Here is a 15,507-nt window from a genome sequence, read left to right on the forward strand (position 1 = left end):
TTAAGCATTTAATAAGGGTAACTGAATGAACCTGGCATTTTGGAAAAAAAAGAAAGACAGTCAGCCTAAGAAAAAGAAATCTGCGGTCAGAGAATGGTTCGATGCTGCGATTTTTGCAATTATAGCTGCTACACTTATCCGCACATTTATTTTTGAGGCCTATACGATTCCGACACCTTCAATGGAAAAAACCTTACTTGTGAACGACTTCCTGTTTGTGAGTAAGATCAGTTACGGACCCCGTATTCCGATGACCCCACTGGCAGTGCCTTTCGTGCATCACACCCTGCCTTTTACTAAATCTACAAAAGCCTATTCTGAAGCTATTCAGTGGAAATACAGACGTTTACCGGGTTTCTCCGATATCAAACGTTATGACGTGGTGGTGTTCAACTTCCCGGAAGGTGATTCGGTAGCCATCGATTCACCTGATCCGAGTTATTACAACATGGTGCGTCAGCTGGGCTGGCAGGCCGTACATAACTCTTACCAGGTTATTCAGCGTCCGGTCGACAAGCGCGAAAACTATATCAAGCGTTGCATGGCCCAGGCCGGCGACACGATTAAGATCATACACGGAGCCGTGTATATAAATGGTGAACAGGCGCCTGTTCCGCCGGAAAGTCAGCATAAGTATGTAGTAGAAACGAACGGGGATCAGCTGAACCCCAGCAGACTGGATGAATTGGGCATTGCTACCAGCGGACCTGATTTTTACCAGATCGATAACACCCGTTTCCTGTACAACCTTACCCCGGCCAATGTAGCAGCGCTGAAGCAGTTCCCGATTGTGAAAAATATTACGGTTTATGAAGAATCCAGTTTCTCGGATTTCAACTATAACAACGTTTTCCCGCACGATACTACGCACTTCAAATGGTCTGATGAGAACTTCGGTCCATTGTATATTCCTAAGAAAGGTGCTACTGTAAAGCTGGACGACAGCAACATTGCACTGTACGATCGCGTGATCCGCGTTTATGAAGGCAATACACTGGAGAAAAAGGATGGTAAATTCCTGATCAATGGTCAGCCTGCTGATTCGTATACTTTCAAAATGAATTACTATTGGATGATGGGGGATAACCGGGATAATTCCCTTGATTCCCGCTTCTGGGGCTTTGTTCCGGAAGATCACGTGGTAGGCAAGGCCTGGCTGATCTGGATGAGCTATGGCGAAGGTGGTATCCGTTGGAGCCGTCTGTTTAAAGGCATTAAGTAACTACGGAATTAATTTGATTATATTACGGATCGGCCGCCAGCCGGTCCGTACTTGTCTTTACCCGAAATCACGCATATGGAAAAACAAACGTTGCATTTCGAATACGAGGTATACAGCGATATTGCCGCTTTGCCGGAAGCTGATGCCTGGCTGCTGAAGGAGGCAAGAGAAGTAACCGCACAGGCTTATGCACCTTACTCCCGTTTCCAGGTTGGTGCGGTGATCCGGCTGGAGAACGGTGAGATAGTTGCTGGTACCAATCAGGAAAATGCCTCTTTTCCGATCGGACTTTGCGCAGAAAGAGTAGCACTGGCTTCTGCTGCTTCTGTATATCCGAATGTAGCCATAGATACTGTAGCTATCAGCTATCACAACCTCAATGGTAGTAGCGGTCATCCTATTTCACCCTGTGGTATCTGCCGCCAGACCTTATCTGAATACGAAACGAAACAGGATGCCCCCATCAGACTGATTCTGGGCGGACTAACCGGAAAAGTTTATATCGTTAAGCGCGCGAACGATCTGCTGCCGCTGGCTTTTAATTTCTAGCTAAAAGTTGCTAACTACGTATTAAATAAAATATGTATATTAGCAACATGAAACCCTGCCAGCTTTTGTTTTTTACAGCTGTTATATTGTTGTTTACTGCTGCGTATAGTGAACCGGCGAGTTGTTACTTTGATACAGGAAGTAATACCCCGGCATACTACCGGGAAAGGCTATACGCTGGAAAAGATACGCAGAAATTAGTGGACAAATATCAATATCTGGCACATGAGTTGTACAGCAAGGGACGCTTCAAACGAGCCATTGTGCAATGGAAAAAGGTACTGAAGCTACAGCCGGCTAACGCGTTTGCGATGTTTATGCTTGGAAAATCGTATATAGGTGCAGGTGAGACAGTGAGGGGAGAGGCGCTTTGCGACCAGGCAATTTCGATGTCGGCACCCAACGTGAATGATATTTGCCACAGCGTAGAAGAACTGAAAACAACGCACTAAGGATAGGCAAGCTCCTTTTTTGCTTTGCTGCTAACTGTGGTATTTTCTTCGGCAGTTTCGGCCACGGCGGCCGCAAGCTGTCAGCGCTGCAGTCTGAAAGGTTTGCAGCGTTTATTGAAAAAGAAAAGGAAGGCATTGGCCTTCCTTTTCTTTTTACAAAAGATATTATTACATACGTTCCGGTACCTGTATGCCCATCAGTTTTAAAGAAAGAGCAATGGTTTGAGAAACAAGGGAGATGATCTGTACACGCAGCTGCTTCTTATCTTCATTGGCCGCCCTGAGAATGGAATAGGTAGGCACCCCTTCTGACTTTTCGGCATAGAAAGAATTGAATGTTTGCGCCAGCAGGAAGGCGTAATTGGCAATTACTGCCGGACTAAGCTCACGGTATGCTTCCGCGAGAATAGCCGGGAACTGTTCTATCAGTACAATCAGTTCTTTCTCCAGTGGCAGCAGATCGCCCTGATACGTGTAGTTGTCGATACCCGCTATATCTCCTGTTTCTCTCAGGATAGACCTGATACGGGCGTAGGCATATTGCACAAATACAGCGGTGAAACCGTTCAATTCGATGGATTCTTCCGGATTGAAGATCATTTTCTTCTTGGGATCTACACGCAGCAGGAAGAATTTCATGGCGCCAAGGCCAATGGTATTATACAACTCGCGTAATTCTTCTTCCGAAAAACTATTGAGGTTCTTCGCTGTTTTTTTAGATTCTTCTTCGGCAGTTTTCACCATTTCATCGATCATGTCATCGGCATCCACCACGGTACCTTCCCTGCTTTTCATACGGCCGTGAGGCAATTCCACCATGCCATAGCTCAGGTGCTTGATACCCGGGGCAGATGGTTCTCCGAGCTTTTGCAGGATCAACTGCAATACTTTGAAATGGTAATTCTGTTCGTCGGCCACCACATACACGCTTTGTTCCATGTGGTAGTCATCGTATTTCAGTCGCGCTGTACCAAGATCCTGGGTCATATATACAGAAGTGCCGTCGCCACGCAGCAGCAGCTTCTCATCAAGTCCGTCGGCGGTCAGGTCAATCCACACCGAATTGTCTTCTTTCTTAAACAATACTCCTTTCGCCAACCCTTCAGCTACCAGGTCTTTACCCAGCAGATAGGTTTCGCTTTCGTAATACATTTTATCGAAATCGATCCCCAGGCGTTTATAAGTTTCGTCGAAACCTTCATACACCCAGCTATTCATGGTGGCCCAGAGTTCGCGTACTTCGGGTTTACCGGCTTCCCATTGTTGCAGCATGATCTTCGCCTGCTGCATAATCTCCGTTTTATTACGGGACATCTCTTTGATATCGCCCATGATTTTGGCCGTTTTTTCCTTATCGGCCTTCACTTCCGGTTTATGCAGGGCGGTAACCAGTTTATTTATTTTCTCGGCATCTGCGCCTTCAAAGTCGCGCAGGTCATTTTCGAGGATGACCCGGTCGATGATCACTTCGGATTGTTCTTTTACAACAGATTCGAATTTCACGTAGTAGTCGCCAACGAGGTGATCGCCCTTGATGCCGGTAGTGGCGGGGGTATCGCCATGAGCGAACAGTTGCCAGGCGAGCATCGATTTACAGATATGAATACCCCGGTCGTTCACCAGGTTGGCCTTGATCACTTCAAAGCCGTTTGCCTTCATGATTTCAGCGATGGAGTACCCCAGAAAATTATTTCTCAGGTGTCCGAGGTGAAGTGGCTTGTTGGTATTGGGTGAGGAATACTCCACCATGATTTTCTGACCATTGGCGGGTTGTACCCCGAAGTTTTTATTCCGGAAATTTTGCTGAAGGAACTTAGTCCAGTAAGCATCATGAATGCTCAGGTTCAGAAATCCCTTTACCACATTGAACCGTGCAATGAGCTCAGGATGATGAGCTACCAGATATTCCCCTATACGTTGGGCTGTTTCTTCCGGTTTTTGCCTGCTGAAACGGGTGAAGGTGAAAACAACCATGGTATACTCTCCTTCGAATTCAGGCTTGGTGACATTAATGGCAATATCTGCTTCCGTCAGCTGCTGATCATAAAGGGACTTAATAGCGGCCACTGCGGCCGTTCTGATAGATTGTACAACACTCATGCTGAAAATGGTTAATGCGAGCGGCAAAGATAAGAAACAGCTGTTAGCTTTCAGCTTTTAGCCTTTAGCAAAATGCAGCGAAGATCACATTATCTTAAATCTTGTGATCTTCGCTGCATTTTGCTAAAGGCTAAAAGCTAAAAAGTATAAAATACTCCGATCTGCGCCACGGAATTTTTTCCATCCGCATTCTTCGAGTCGTATACGTTAGTCAGACCAAAGTTATATCGTCCGCTGATACCCAGGCCCATATCGAACTTATAGCCGAAACCAAAGCCCAGCCCCAAATCCACGCTCTTCATGCGGTCTTTTACATTTACGGAGATGTCGCCGCTTTTCAGTTTGGCAGCTGCAAGGATACCCAGTTGCGGGCCTGCTTCCAGGTAAAATTCAGGTACGATGTTGTATTGTACCATTACCGGGATATTGATGTAGTTCAGTTTTAATGTGCTGGAGGTGTTAACCAGTCCCCAGAATGCGCTTTGCCGGGCTTTAGTGCCCTGTGCAGAATAAAGCACTTCAGGCTGAATGGCCCAATTCTCATCAAGGGCGAAGTTTACGAGTGCACCTGCATTGAAGCCTGCGAGCGACTTAACCCCGTCTGTTTTGGTGATCCTGGAAATATTCAAACCACCCTTCACACCAAACTTCACACTTTGCGCCTGCACTGCCAGCATGGATCCGATTACTAAAAAGCCAGACAGAATAAATTTTTTCATGATATGTATTTTTGTACCGGCCTTTTGGTCAATAAATATGCCGTTTTCCTGAAAGAACGGACATTTTTCAGAGAGGATCTTTGCTACAGATCCTTTAGCATCCAGCTGTCACAGCCAAAATGGCCGGTGTTCCCCATGGGGCCTGTCAGGTAACGGAATCCGAATTGTTCGTATACCTTTCGCGCCCTGATAAGCTCCGGCATGGTTTCCAGGTAACAATGCGTATAGCCCCGCTGACGGGCAAAGTCCAGGCACATAGAAATCAGTTGACCTGCCAGTCCCTTGCCACGGGCTTCCGGCAGAAGATACATTTTCTGAAGCTCGCAAACATGCGTTTCCCCGCCATCCAGTGGGTGTATACCAGCTCCTCCGATGATCCGGCCATCGGATTCCGCTACATAATATATAGCCCGGGGCTTGGCAAACAACACTGATAAATGGTCTGTTGAAGGATCTGAAAATGCAGTGCCAGGCCTGTTCATCCCGAATTCTGTTAAAGTAGCTTTCACGATATGAGCTACAGCAGCATCGTCTGCAGCAGTGATGGTTCTTATTGAGATTGTTTCCATAAATGGAAATTAGGAAAGAATTAAGAAGATAGAATGAAGAATTAAGAATGCCAGCGGAGATAGTAGCGAATTTGATCTTCGCGTTTACTATCTCCGCTGGCATTCTTAATTCTTCATTCTATCTTCTTAATTAGAATATCGTGAACTCTACCCTCCGGTTCTTCTGGCGTCCGGCAGCAGTTTTATTGCTGGCAATTGGCTGGCTGCTGCCATAGCCTACTGCTTCAATCTTGGAAGCATTTACGCCTTTACCTACGAGGTAAGCTTTTACTGCTTCGGCCCTTTCTCTGGACAGCGCCAGGTTCCTTGTTTTGCTGCCAACATTGTCTGTATGGCCACTCAGTTTAAGGTTCAGGTGCTTGCGTGTCAGCAGGTCTGCAACACGGTCGAGTGCTGCATAAGAGTGTTCCTTGATAGTTGCTTTGGCGAAGTCGAATTCCAGGTTCTGGATGGCTTCTTTTACGATGCGGTTATCTTCTTCAGTGATGACTATCTTTTCTTCTTCTTTCTTCACTTCAGGAACGGGCAGCGGGCAACCAGCGCCATCTACCTTTGTGTTAGGCGGTGTGCCGGGGCATTTATCGAAGAAATCAGAAACACCGTCACCATCGCTGTCTTTTGTCAGTTTATCCACATCGGCAGTCAACCTGGCATTGTTCTGATTAGCGGCATCCAATGCGCTGCTCAATGCAGCTTTCTGTGCAACGAGTTCGTCGTACATCTGTTTGGCAGGATTGTGGAACTGCAGTTGCGGCTTACCTTTCTTGCCCAGCGCAAATTCCAGCCCGGCATAACCATAGGAGAACTTATCCTTGTTGGGTCCTTTCGGATAGCCGTCGAGGTTGTCCCCGTCTGTGTAATACATCGTATAACCCAGATCCAGGTTGATGAATTCTGACAGTCTGAATTTTAGTCCGGCTCCAACGGGGATCACCAGTTCTTTGATGGCTTTTCCATCAGTTTTGTAATCGAACGTAGTGCCGCTTGTGGTGGTCAGCGTAGGTTTGTAACCCGACAATCCACCACCAACAGACGCATACAGGGTCACGAAATTTTCTCTTGACAGCCAGTTAACGGTGGTAATATTGAACACGGCATTCAGGGTACCAGTCCAGTTTACTTTGGTGTCGAATGAGCTGTAGGGACTTACAGGAGGCATTCCATTACCCAGGTTCTTACTGTTGTCGCCCTGAAGTTTACCCCCTACATAATCTGCACGCAGGGCCAGGAAATGGAAGATCTGGTATTTCACATAGGCGCCATAGCCGAAGGATGCTTTCCACTTGGTGAAATCGTTGCTGCCACCAGTAGGCACAACCGGGGCCATGAGGCCACCATTAATACCGATAGACCAGGTTTTGAAATCCCGGGGGCCGCTAAACAACCTAACGGCGGGCTTAACAGAAGAAGAGGTTTCCGTCGGTTGGTTCTGAGCCTGGCTCAGCATGGGGGCGGCTGCTAACAACACACATGCAACCTTCCACATAATGGATTTGTTCATAAGATTAACATTAAGTGATTCAAATAAAAAACTTGTCAGGTTCGGGATTAAATAGCGGAAAAGGGCAAGATTATGAACAATTGCTACTATTGGGTTATTTAGTCATATCCGGGTTTTTTTGCTGGGTTAAAACACTAAATAACAAATAGGTACATCAAATATAGGGTACCTGACTGACATAATTTCATATTTTTTTGCTTGGCATAATCATTGACAAACCAACGACACACGAAATACTTACAACTAAAGGATAATCTTTAATACTATGGGAAAAATAATAGGCATTGACTTAGGAACTACCAACTCATGCGTTGCCGTTATGGAAGGTAACGAGCCGGTAGTGATTGCCAATGATGAGGGCAGGAGAACAACCCCATCTGTAGTGGCTTTTTTAAAGAACGGAGAAAGAAAAGTAGGTGACCCCGCAAAACGTCAGGCGATTACCAACCCTGTTAACACAATTATGTCAGTAAAGCGTTTCATGGGCCGTCATTTTGACGAAGTAGCCAATGAAATCAGTCACGTTACATATAAAGTGGTAAGGGGCGACAATAATACAACCCGCGTCGATATCGACGGCAGATTATATACTCCGCAGGAAATTTCAGCTATGATCCTGCAGAAGATGAAGAAAACGGCTGAAGATTATCTGGGCCAGGAAGTAACTGAAGCAGTTATCACCGTTCCTGCTTACTTCAACGATGCTCAGCGTCAGGCTACCAAAGAGGCAGGTGAAATTGCCGGTCTGACTGTTCGCCGTATCATCAACGAGCCTACCGCCGCAGCGTTGGCTTATGGCCTCGATAAAAAACATCATGATAGCAAAATCGCTGTATTCGACCTCGGTGGTGGTACCTTCGATATCTCCATCCTGGAACTGGGTGATGGCGTATTTGAAGTGAAATCTACCAATGGTGATACGCACCTCGGTGGTGATGACTTCGATAAAGTGATCATGGACTGGCTGGCTGATGAATTCAAGAAAGAAGAAGCGGTAGATTTACACAAAGATCCGATGTCATGGCAGCGTTTGAAAGAAGCTGCTGAGAAAGCTAAGATCGAATTGTCTTCTTCCCAGGAAACTGAAATCAACCTTCCTTACATCACCGCAGTGGATGGCGTTCCCAAACACCTGGTGAAAAAACTGACCCGCGCTAAATTCGAACAGCTGAGCGATGCCCTGGTGGAAAGAACACTGGAGCCTTGCCGCAAAGCACTGAAAGACGCAGGTCTGAATACTTCTGAAATCGACGAAGTGATCCTGGTAGGTGGTTCTACCCGTATCCCGAAGATCCAGGAAGTAGTGGAAAAATTCTTCGGTAAAAAACCTAACAAAGGTGTAAACCCGGACGAAGTAGTAGCTGTTGGTGCTGCTATCCAGGGTGGTGTACTGACCGGTGATGTGAAAGACGTACTGTTACTGGACGTTACGCCACTGTCACTTGGTATCGAAACAATGGGTGGTGTAATGACCAAACTGATCGAAGCCAATACCACTATTCCTACCAAGAAATCTGAAACTTTCTCTACTGCCGCAGATAACCAGCCAAGCGTGGAAATCAATGTACTGCAGGGTGAAAGACCAATGGCTAACCAGAACAGAACACTGGGCCGCTTTATCCTCGGGGATATTCCTCCGGCTCCGCGTGGTGTTCCTCAGATCGAAGTTATCTTCGATATCGATGCCAATGGTATCTTGCATGTAACTGCAAAAGATAAGGGTACTGGTAAAACTCAAAACATCAAGATCGAAGCAGGTAGCGGTTTGAGCAAAGATGAAATCGAAAAGATGAAAGCGGAAGCAAAAGCCAACGAATCTGCCGATAAAGAACAGCGCGAAAAGATCGAAAAGCTGAATAAAGCCGACAGCCTCATCTTCCAGACTGAAAAACAGATCAAGGAATATGGCGATAAACTGCCTGCTGATAAGAAAGCTACTATCGAAACAGCCCTGAACAAACTGAGAGAAGCACACAAATCTCAGGATGGTGCACAACTGGATACTGCTACTGCTGAGCTGGAAGCTGCATGGACTGCTGCCTCCGAAGAGCTGTACAAAGCCTCTCAGGGTCAGCCTGAAGCAGGCGCCCAGGCTAACGCCGGTCAGCAACAGGGACAGCCTAACGCAGGTGGCGATGGTGTTACCGATGCTGAATTTGAAGAAGTGAAATAAGGCTGATGGATTTTTGCAGGGAAATAACCTGTAGAGATTAATCAAACTGAAAATATCACCAGCGGAAATAAAATGGCGACAGCTATTTTATCTCCGCTTTTTTATGCCCGCAAAACACAAGGTATTTTTTCTTACTTTGTTCCGGCTTAGCCGGGACTGATGAATTACAGACTACGTTTCTATCTCCGTTACCATACCAATTATGGGCAGGATCTATACCTGCTCGGCAATATCCCGGTGCTGGGTAATGATGTGCCCGGGAAGGCTTTCCGCATGCAATGGCTGAACAACAACTGGTGGTATGCAGATGTACAGCTGCCTGCCGGCAGGGCCCTGAATTTCCGTTACCAATATATATTGCGGGAACTCGAAGAAGTGACCTATGAAGGCAGGGTAAGGGAATTTACATTTACTCCCGGCCAACACCGGGAATTGATATTTACCGATACCTGGAATGTTGCAGATGCTCCCGAAAATACCTGGCTGACGGCCCCCTTCACCAACGTGTTTTTTAAACGCCCTGCGGTTGCTATCAGCAATCTCCTAACGGCTACGCATATATTCCGTATCCAGGCCCCGCTGCTGGAGCCCCATCAGACCGTATGTTTGCTCGGCAACCATTTCCCCGGAGAGGGATGGAACACCAAACAGCCGCTGCTCCTGGAGTACGATAAGGAAGGCTGGTTCTCTGCAGCGCTGGACCTCAGGGATCTGCCTATGCCGCTGGAATATAAATACGGGATTTACAATCAGCAGCAACAATTATTCGAAAGCTACGAAACCGGCGATAACCGGGAGCTGCATACAACTGCCATAAACAGCCGGCTGGTGGTGTTGCATGACGGGATGCTGAGAGTGCCGCGTAAATACTGGCAGGGAACCGGCGTAGCAATACCGGTGTTCAGTTTGCGTAGCAGCGAAGGATTTGGAACCGGCGAGTTTTTGGATCTGCCGGAACTGGCCGGCTGGGCAAGGAAACATCACTTTCAGCTCATTCAGATACTGCCGGTCAATGATACCATACAAACCAACACCTGGAGAGATTCCTATCCTTATTCAGCTATTTCATCTTTTGCGCTGCATCCTCAGTATATCAGGTTACAGGAAGTAGGTGTGTTGCCGGCTCAGCATCCCCTGCAAAAGCAATTCAACCGCTTACGGCAATGGCTGAACGAACAGGGCATGGTGGATTATGAAACGATGATATCGTTCAAACTGGCTTACCTGCGCGCCCTGTATGAAGGAACAGGTGAGCAATGGCAAACACCGGAGTACCATCAGTGGGTCGCCGCCAATAAACACTGGCTCCTGCCTTATGCCGCTTATTGCTATCTGCGGGGGAAATACCAAACGAATGATTTTACACAATGGCCTGCCTATAACGTATATGACTATACGGAAATAGACCGGTTCTTATTAACAGATCAGGAGGCTGCTGCCGCTGTCCGTTTCCATTTTTTTGTACAATACCATCTTCACCGGCAATTGTTGGCCGCTGTGGCTGCCGTACATGATCACGGAATAGCGCTGAAAGGCGATATCCCCATTGGTATTGCGCGTCACAGTGCAGATACCTGGATGCATCCGGAGTATTATCACCTCGATATGCAGGCGGGCGCTCCTCCGGATCAGTTCACCACCGATGGCCAGAACTGGGGATTTCCTACCTATAACTGGAAGAAAATGGCTGAAAACGGGCTGGAATGGTGGCAACTTCGTCTCCGTCATATGGCCGCTTATTTCGATGCTTTCCGGATAGATCATATCCTCGGTTTTTTCCGTATCTGGCAGATTCCCCGCGATGCCATCCAGGGATTATTGGGGTATTTTCACCCGGCTATACCCGTCAGTCGTGAAGAGTTGCTCAGCAGAGGCATTCCATTTGATGAAGATCGTTTTTGCAATCCCTGGATTACAGATAGTATACTGGAAGATATTTTTGGAAATCATGCCTGCCGGATGAAGGAGCAGCTGATGGAGTCTTTACCGGATGGAAGATATCGTTTGCTGCCACCATATAGCAGCCAGCGGAAAATACAGGAATCCACCCTGCCGGAAACGTTAAAGCAGCTGCTTTACCCGCTGCTGGCAGATGTACTGTTGATCGGGGTATCAGTTTCCGGTACTACGTTGTATCATCCCCGTTATAACTTGGCCGCCACCCATTCTTTTGCCGCCCTGGATGAAACCAGCCGTAACAGTCTTCAGGCATTGTATCATGAATATTTTTATGTTCGTCAGGAGAGCCGCTGGCGCAAGGAAGCGATACATAAACTCCCCTTGCTTAAAAGGGCAACCGGCATGCTTATCTGCGGAGAAGATCTGGGAATGGTGCCGGCCTGTGTGCCAGATGTTATGCGCGCAATGGGGTTGCTAAGCCTGGAAGTACCGCGCATGCCTAAAGCAGCCGGATTAACGTTTACCCGTGTTAGTGAGGTCCCTTATTTGTCGGTCTTATCGCCCGGAACCCACGATATGAGTACGCTGAAAGGATGGTGGAAGGAAACCCCCGATCTGTCGCAGCAGTATTACAAAGAAGAACTGGGGCACGCTGATTCCGCCCCGGCCACAGCAACCCCTGAGCTGATCCGGGAAATCCTGCAACACCATATGCAGGCTCCTGCTATGTGGAAGATCTTTCCTATCCAGGATCTCCTGGCTGCTAATGGTTATCACCATCAGCGCTCCGACAATGAAGAAAGGATTAATATTCCTGCAATAGCGGCTCATTACTGGCGTTATCGTCTCATGGAAAGAATTACGGATTACGAATTAATTGCTAATTCGTAATTTCAGGGGATGAAGCTGTCTCTTTACCCTTTTGAACTTAAATTCCGTTACACCTTTACGATCTCGCGTAAATCAAAGGATGTACAGCCCTTGCTGGTAGTAAAACTGGCCCAGGATGGTTATCATGGGCTGGGTGAAACAGCAGACAATGCCTATTATCACATGACGGTGCCCCGCCTGATGGAGGCCATTGAACAACACCGGTCATTTATTGAAGGCTATACACTCACTACGCCGGAAGTATTCTGGCAGGATATGTATCCATTACTCCGGGATAATATGTTCGCCTTGTGCGCACTGGATATAGCGGCCTGGGATCTGTATGCCAAACAGCAGCAAAAAAAGCTGTATGAAGTCTGGAATCTTGATATCTCCCATAACCCGCTTACGGATTATACGATTGGTATTGATACGGTCGACAACATGGTGAAGAAGCTCCGTGAGTTTCCCTGGCCGGTATATAAAATCAAGCTGGGCACGCGGGAGGATATCCAGATCATTAAAGCGCTGAGAGCGCATACCAATGCAGTGTTCCGGGTAGATGCCAATTGTGCCTGGGGGGTAGATGAAACCCTGAGCAATGCCATAGCCCTGAAGGAGCTGGGTGTTGAATTCATTGAACAGCCTATGGCTGCTGCAGATACAGAAGGAATGCGGCGGGTATACGAAAAGGTGGTATTGCCGGTGATTGCCGATGAAAGCTGTATTGTAGAACAGGATGTAGCCCGCTGCCAGGGCCTATTTCACGGAATCAATATCAAGCTGACGAAATGTGGGGGAATTACGCCGGCGATCCGGATGATTACTGCAGCAAAACAAGCTGGTATGAAAGTCATGACTGGCAGCATGAATGAAAGTACGGTTGGTACTTCGGCTGTGGCGCACCTGCTCCCGTTACTGGATTATGTAGACATGGACGGGCCGCTGTTACTGGCGGAAGATACTGCAGATGGTATCAGGATGGAGAATGGGAAGATTATTTATGCAGATAGACCTGGAACGGGAGCTGAATTGTTATCAGAGTAGTTTTCAGGGTGTTTGCAGGAGATGATAAATATTCAGGTCGCCAGACCCTGTAATATCCTTTGTGGATAAAAACGGAAAATAGTTGAGACGGAAAGATATTGATGCAGCTTGTTTGGCTTTATGTGGTTATAGATAATTTTTTAAAATTTCTAATGTAATTTTATTCAGAAGATTTCTGCTTTCCCTATCATATATTTGAGTTATTCCTCCTGACAGCCTGGTTCCGCTAAAATAATTACCGGAATTGTTATTATGAAGCAATGCTTCTATTGCTGAAACTCCACTATCTACTGAGTTAAGTGCTAATGATTTACCAACCATATTTGTATTCATCAGTGTGGCCGGGTGTAACGCATTTACGGCTATATTACTATTTTTCAATCTTTCTGCTAAATCAAGTGTGTACATAATCAAGGCTGTTTTACTTTTTGAATATGCTGAATAGCCCTCAAAATATTTTTCCATTGCAAAGTCTGAAAAATCTACGGTTGCCTGAGAAGCAGAAGCTACATTTATAATTTTTCCGGTAGCATGCGGAATTAGCGAAAGCAATTTTTCTGTCAGTAATACCTGTGACAGGTAATTGACGGTCATGGTCATTTCCATACCGATGTTAGTCTTTACATAATTATAAGTAGCCATACCTGCATTGTTGATAAGAATATCAATGTGCTTATTTTCTTCTAATAATTTGTTGCTTAAAGAATTGACTTCATCTAATAAAGAAAAGTCTGCGTTGTAATAACTTAATCGGGCATTATTGTATTTAGTCATTATTTCGTTGATCACCATTTCCCCTTTTGCCTTATTTCTGCCGTGCAATAATATTTCTGTATCTTTTGAGGCTAACTTTATTGCCAGTGCTTTCCCCAAGCCGTCGGTAGAACCGGTGATAAGAATTGTTTTCCCTGAAAATATATTTTTCATTTTCTGACTGGTTTATTTGAAAATTATCCGCAGATTTTTTTAACCTACGGATAATTGAGTGATAAAATTTAGTAGGAATTTTTCCCATACACAAGTAACGAAGCCTTTGCCAGCGTGTTCATGCTAAGCATAAAGCCTATCAATGCTGCACTTGCATTTTCGTTCACTGTAATGGTGTCTTTGAGGGCATGAACTGTAATAATGTAACGATGAAGTTCGCCCGCAGGTGGACAAGGCCCGACATAACCTTTAACGCCAACATCATTTAGTCCGCCAATTGCGCCGTCGGGCAAATTGTTTGCAGATAAGTTTCCTGCATCTGTTGGGAGGGATGTGGCAGAAGGCGGAATGTTGTACGTTATCCAATGCCAAAGCCCGCTTCCGCCTGTGGGGGCATCTAAATCGTGCATTGCTACGGCAAATGATTTAGTTTCTTTTGGTGCATTTTCCCAATGCAATTCGGGCGAGATATTTTTGCCTGAGCCACCAAAGTTTTCATTGGCAAACTGTGTTTCTGTGAACTGTCCGCCAATATCACTGCTTTTTAATGTAAATGTTTGTGCTGTCTTTACCATTTTACTGTATGTTTTAAATTCGACACAAAAGTAGAATGGAAGTATATGGCAGCGTTATGGCTAATCGTTCAAAAGCTGTTGGGAAGCGGTCAGATTTTGTTGCTGAAATTTTTTGGGGCTGATGCCGTAAACTTGTTTAAATGATTGTGAGAAACTTGAATGGTTTTCATAGCCAACTTTGTAAAACACTTCACTTGGATTTTCGTTTTGCAGTAATAGCGATTTTGCTATTTTCATTTTTTGTTGCAGGAAATATTGGCTGGGTGCAACATTGTAAAGTTTTACGAATTTTCGTTTGAAAGTAGAAACGCTTGTATGGCATAAAAATGCTAATTCTTCCAATGTAAGATTGCTGGTGATGTTCAGTTCAACCGCTTTTCTGATTTCAAAGTCTGAATACTCTTCCTGGCTTTTTGTTTGGAATGAAAGCATTTCATTCGGATATTTTTCAAGAAGATGAAGCATTAACTCTTCAAATTTAAGTTCTATTATCTTGTCTGAAAATAATACAGGTTTTGATTGAATGAGTTTAAGCGAAGTAATGTAAGTTTTGATAAATTCGTCTTTCTCAAAAACAACAAATGGCTGATTTGTTTTGCGGGGATTTGATGAAATTTTATCAATTACAGCAGCATACTTTACAAAGAATTTCGTTAGTGCGGTATTGTCAAAAAACAATAGCGTACTGCGATAACTGTTATTTATGGGGATTTTTTCCGTCATCAAACAATTTCCCGAAGAAAGTATCGCAAATTGGTTGTCTGTAACGGTTGTTTTGTTGTCAGCATAATACACTATTTTTTCACCTTGCTCCAATAACGAAACAAGGTGTTGCGGAAGAAAGATTTTGCTTCTCGGTGCTTGTCTGTCCGAAACGTAGTCGTATACACTGAATGTATTCATT

The 15,507-nt window shown here is 45.6% G+C and carries 13 protein-coding genes; 6 read left to right on the forward strand and 7 right to left on the reverse strand.

Annotated elements, in window-relative coordinates; genetic code table 11:
- The first annotated feature begins 25 nt into the window (after positions 1 to 25).
- From lepB to UNH61_RS03840, 3 genes are all read left to right on the forward strand, one after another.
- Complete coding sequence (gene lepB / locus UNH61_RS03830) at positions 26 to 1,222, forward strand: signal peptidase I (protein ID WP_326990791.1); 1,197 nt, start codon at positions 26 to 28, stop codon at positions 1,220 to 1,222.
- A 75-nt stretch (positions 1,223 to 1,297) separates the two neighbouring features.
- Positions 1,298 to 1,771: a cytidine deaminase gene (locus UNH61_RS03835; RefSeq protein ID WP_326990792.1), complete on the forward strand. Its 474-nt coding sequence runs from the start codon at positions 1,298 to 1,300 to the stop codon at positions 1,769 to 1,771.
- A gap of 32 nt (positions 1,772 to 1,803) precedes the next feature.
- Positions 1,804 to 2,223 (forward strand): tetratricopeptide repeat protein, encoded by a 420-nt coding sequence (locus UNH61_RS03840; RefSeq protein ID WP_326990793.1) that lies wholly within the window; start codon positions 1,804 to 1,806, stop codon positions 2,221 to 2,223.
- A 168-nt stretch (positions 2,224 to 2,391) separates the two neighbouring features.
- Here the strand turns inward: UNH61_RS03840 and argS are convergent, their stop codons facing one another.
- The 4 genes from argS to UNH61_RS03860 form a co-directional block, all read right to left on the reverse strand.
- Positions 2,392 to 4,323 (reverse strand): arginine--tRNA ligase, encoded by a 1,932-nt coding sequence (argS, locus tag UNH61_RS03845; protein WP_326990794.1) that lies wholly within the window; start codon positions 4,321 to 4,323, stop codon positions 2,392 to 2,394.
- A 137-nt stretch (positions 4,324 to 4,460) separates the two neighbouring features.
- Positions 4,461 to 5,042: a porin family protein gene (locus UNH61_RS03850; protein ID WP_326990795.1), complete on the reverse strand. Its 582-nt coding sequence runs from the start codon at positions 5,040 to 5,042 to the stop codon at positions 4,461 to 4,463.
- Between the two features lie 83 nt (positions 5,043 to 5,125).
- Positions 5,126 to 5,611: a GNAT family N-acetyltransferase gene (locus UNH61_RS03855; protein ID WP_326990796.1), complete on the reverse strand. Its 486-nt coding sequence runs from the start codon at positions 5,609 to 5,611 to the stop codon at positions 5,126 to 5,128.
- Positions 5,612 to 5,741: 130 nt separating this feature from the next.
- Complete coding sequence (locus tag UNH61_RS03860) at positions 5,742 to 7,112, reverse strand: OmpA family protein (RefSeq protein WP_326990797.1); 1,371 nt, start codon at positions 7,110 to 7,112, stop codon at positions 5,742 to 5,744.
- Positions 7,113 to 7,377: 265 nt separating this feature from the next.
- Here UNH61_RS03860 and dnaK point away from each other — a divergent pair, with 265 nt between their 5' ends.
- From dnaK to UNH61_RS03875, 3 genes are all read left to right on the forward strand, one after another.
- Positions 7,378 to 9,285: a molecular chaperone DnaK gene (gene dnaK / locus UNH61_RS03865; protein ID WP_326990798.1), complete on the forward strand. Its 1,908-nt coding sequence runs from the start codon at positions 7,378 to 7,380 to the stop codon at positions 9,283 to 9,285.
- 159 nt (positions 9,286 to 9,444) lie between these two features.
- The gene (locus UNH61_RS03870) at positions 9,445 to 12,075 is read left to right on the forward strand and encodes a 4-alpha-glucanotransferase (RefSeq protein WP_326990799.1); all 2,631 of its coding nucleotides are present in this window, start codon (positions 9,445 to 9,447) and stop codon (positions 12,073 to 12,075) included.
- A gap of 9 nt (positions 12,076 to 12,084) precedes the next feature.
- Positions 12,085 to 13,101 carry a dipeptide epimerase gene (locus tag UNH61_RS03875; protein ID WP_326990800.1) on the forward strand — a complete coding sequence of 339 codons (1,017 nt, stop codon included), beginning with the start codon at positions 12,085 to 12,087 and terminating at the stop codon, positions 13,099 to 13,101.
- A 126-nt stretch (positions 13,102 to 13,227) separates the two neighbouring features.
- On the opposite strand, the gene UNH61_RS03880 is transcribed toward UNH61_RS03875, so the two are convergent.
- The 3 genes from UNH61_RS03880 to UNH61_RS03890 form a co-directional block, all read right to left on the reverse strand.
- Positions 13,228 to 14,028: an SDR family NAD(P)-dependent oxidoreductase gene (locus UNH61_RS03880; protein ID WP_326990801.1), complete on the reverse strand. Its 801-nt coding sequence runs from the start codon at positions 14,026 to 14,028 to the stop codon at positions 13,228 to 13,230.
- A 68-nt stretch (positions 14,029 to 14,096) separates the two neighbouring features.
- On the reverse strand, positions 14,097 to 14,603 hold the full coding sequence (locus UNH61_RS03885) for a YbhB/YbcL family Raf kinase inhibitor-like protein (RefSeq protein WP_326990802.1): 507 nt from the start codon (positions 14,601 to 14,603) through the stop codon (positions 14,097 to 14,099).
- A gap of 60 nt (positions 14,604 to 14,663) precedes the next feature.
- On the reverse strand, positions 14,664 to 15,506 hold the full coding sequence (locus UNH61_RS03890) for an AraC family transcriptional regulator (RefSeq protein ID WP_326990803.1): 843 nt from the start codon (positions 15,504 to 15,506) through the stop codon (positions 14,664 to 14,666).
- Between the last annotated feature and the right edge of the window lies 1 nt (position 15,507).

Origin of the sequence: Chitinophaga sp. 180180018-3, from assembly GCF_037893185.1 — a bacterium.
Taxonomy (GTDB): Bacteria; Bacteroidota; Bacteroidia; order Chitinophagales; family Chitinophagaceae; genus Chitinophaga.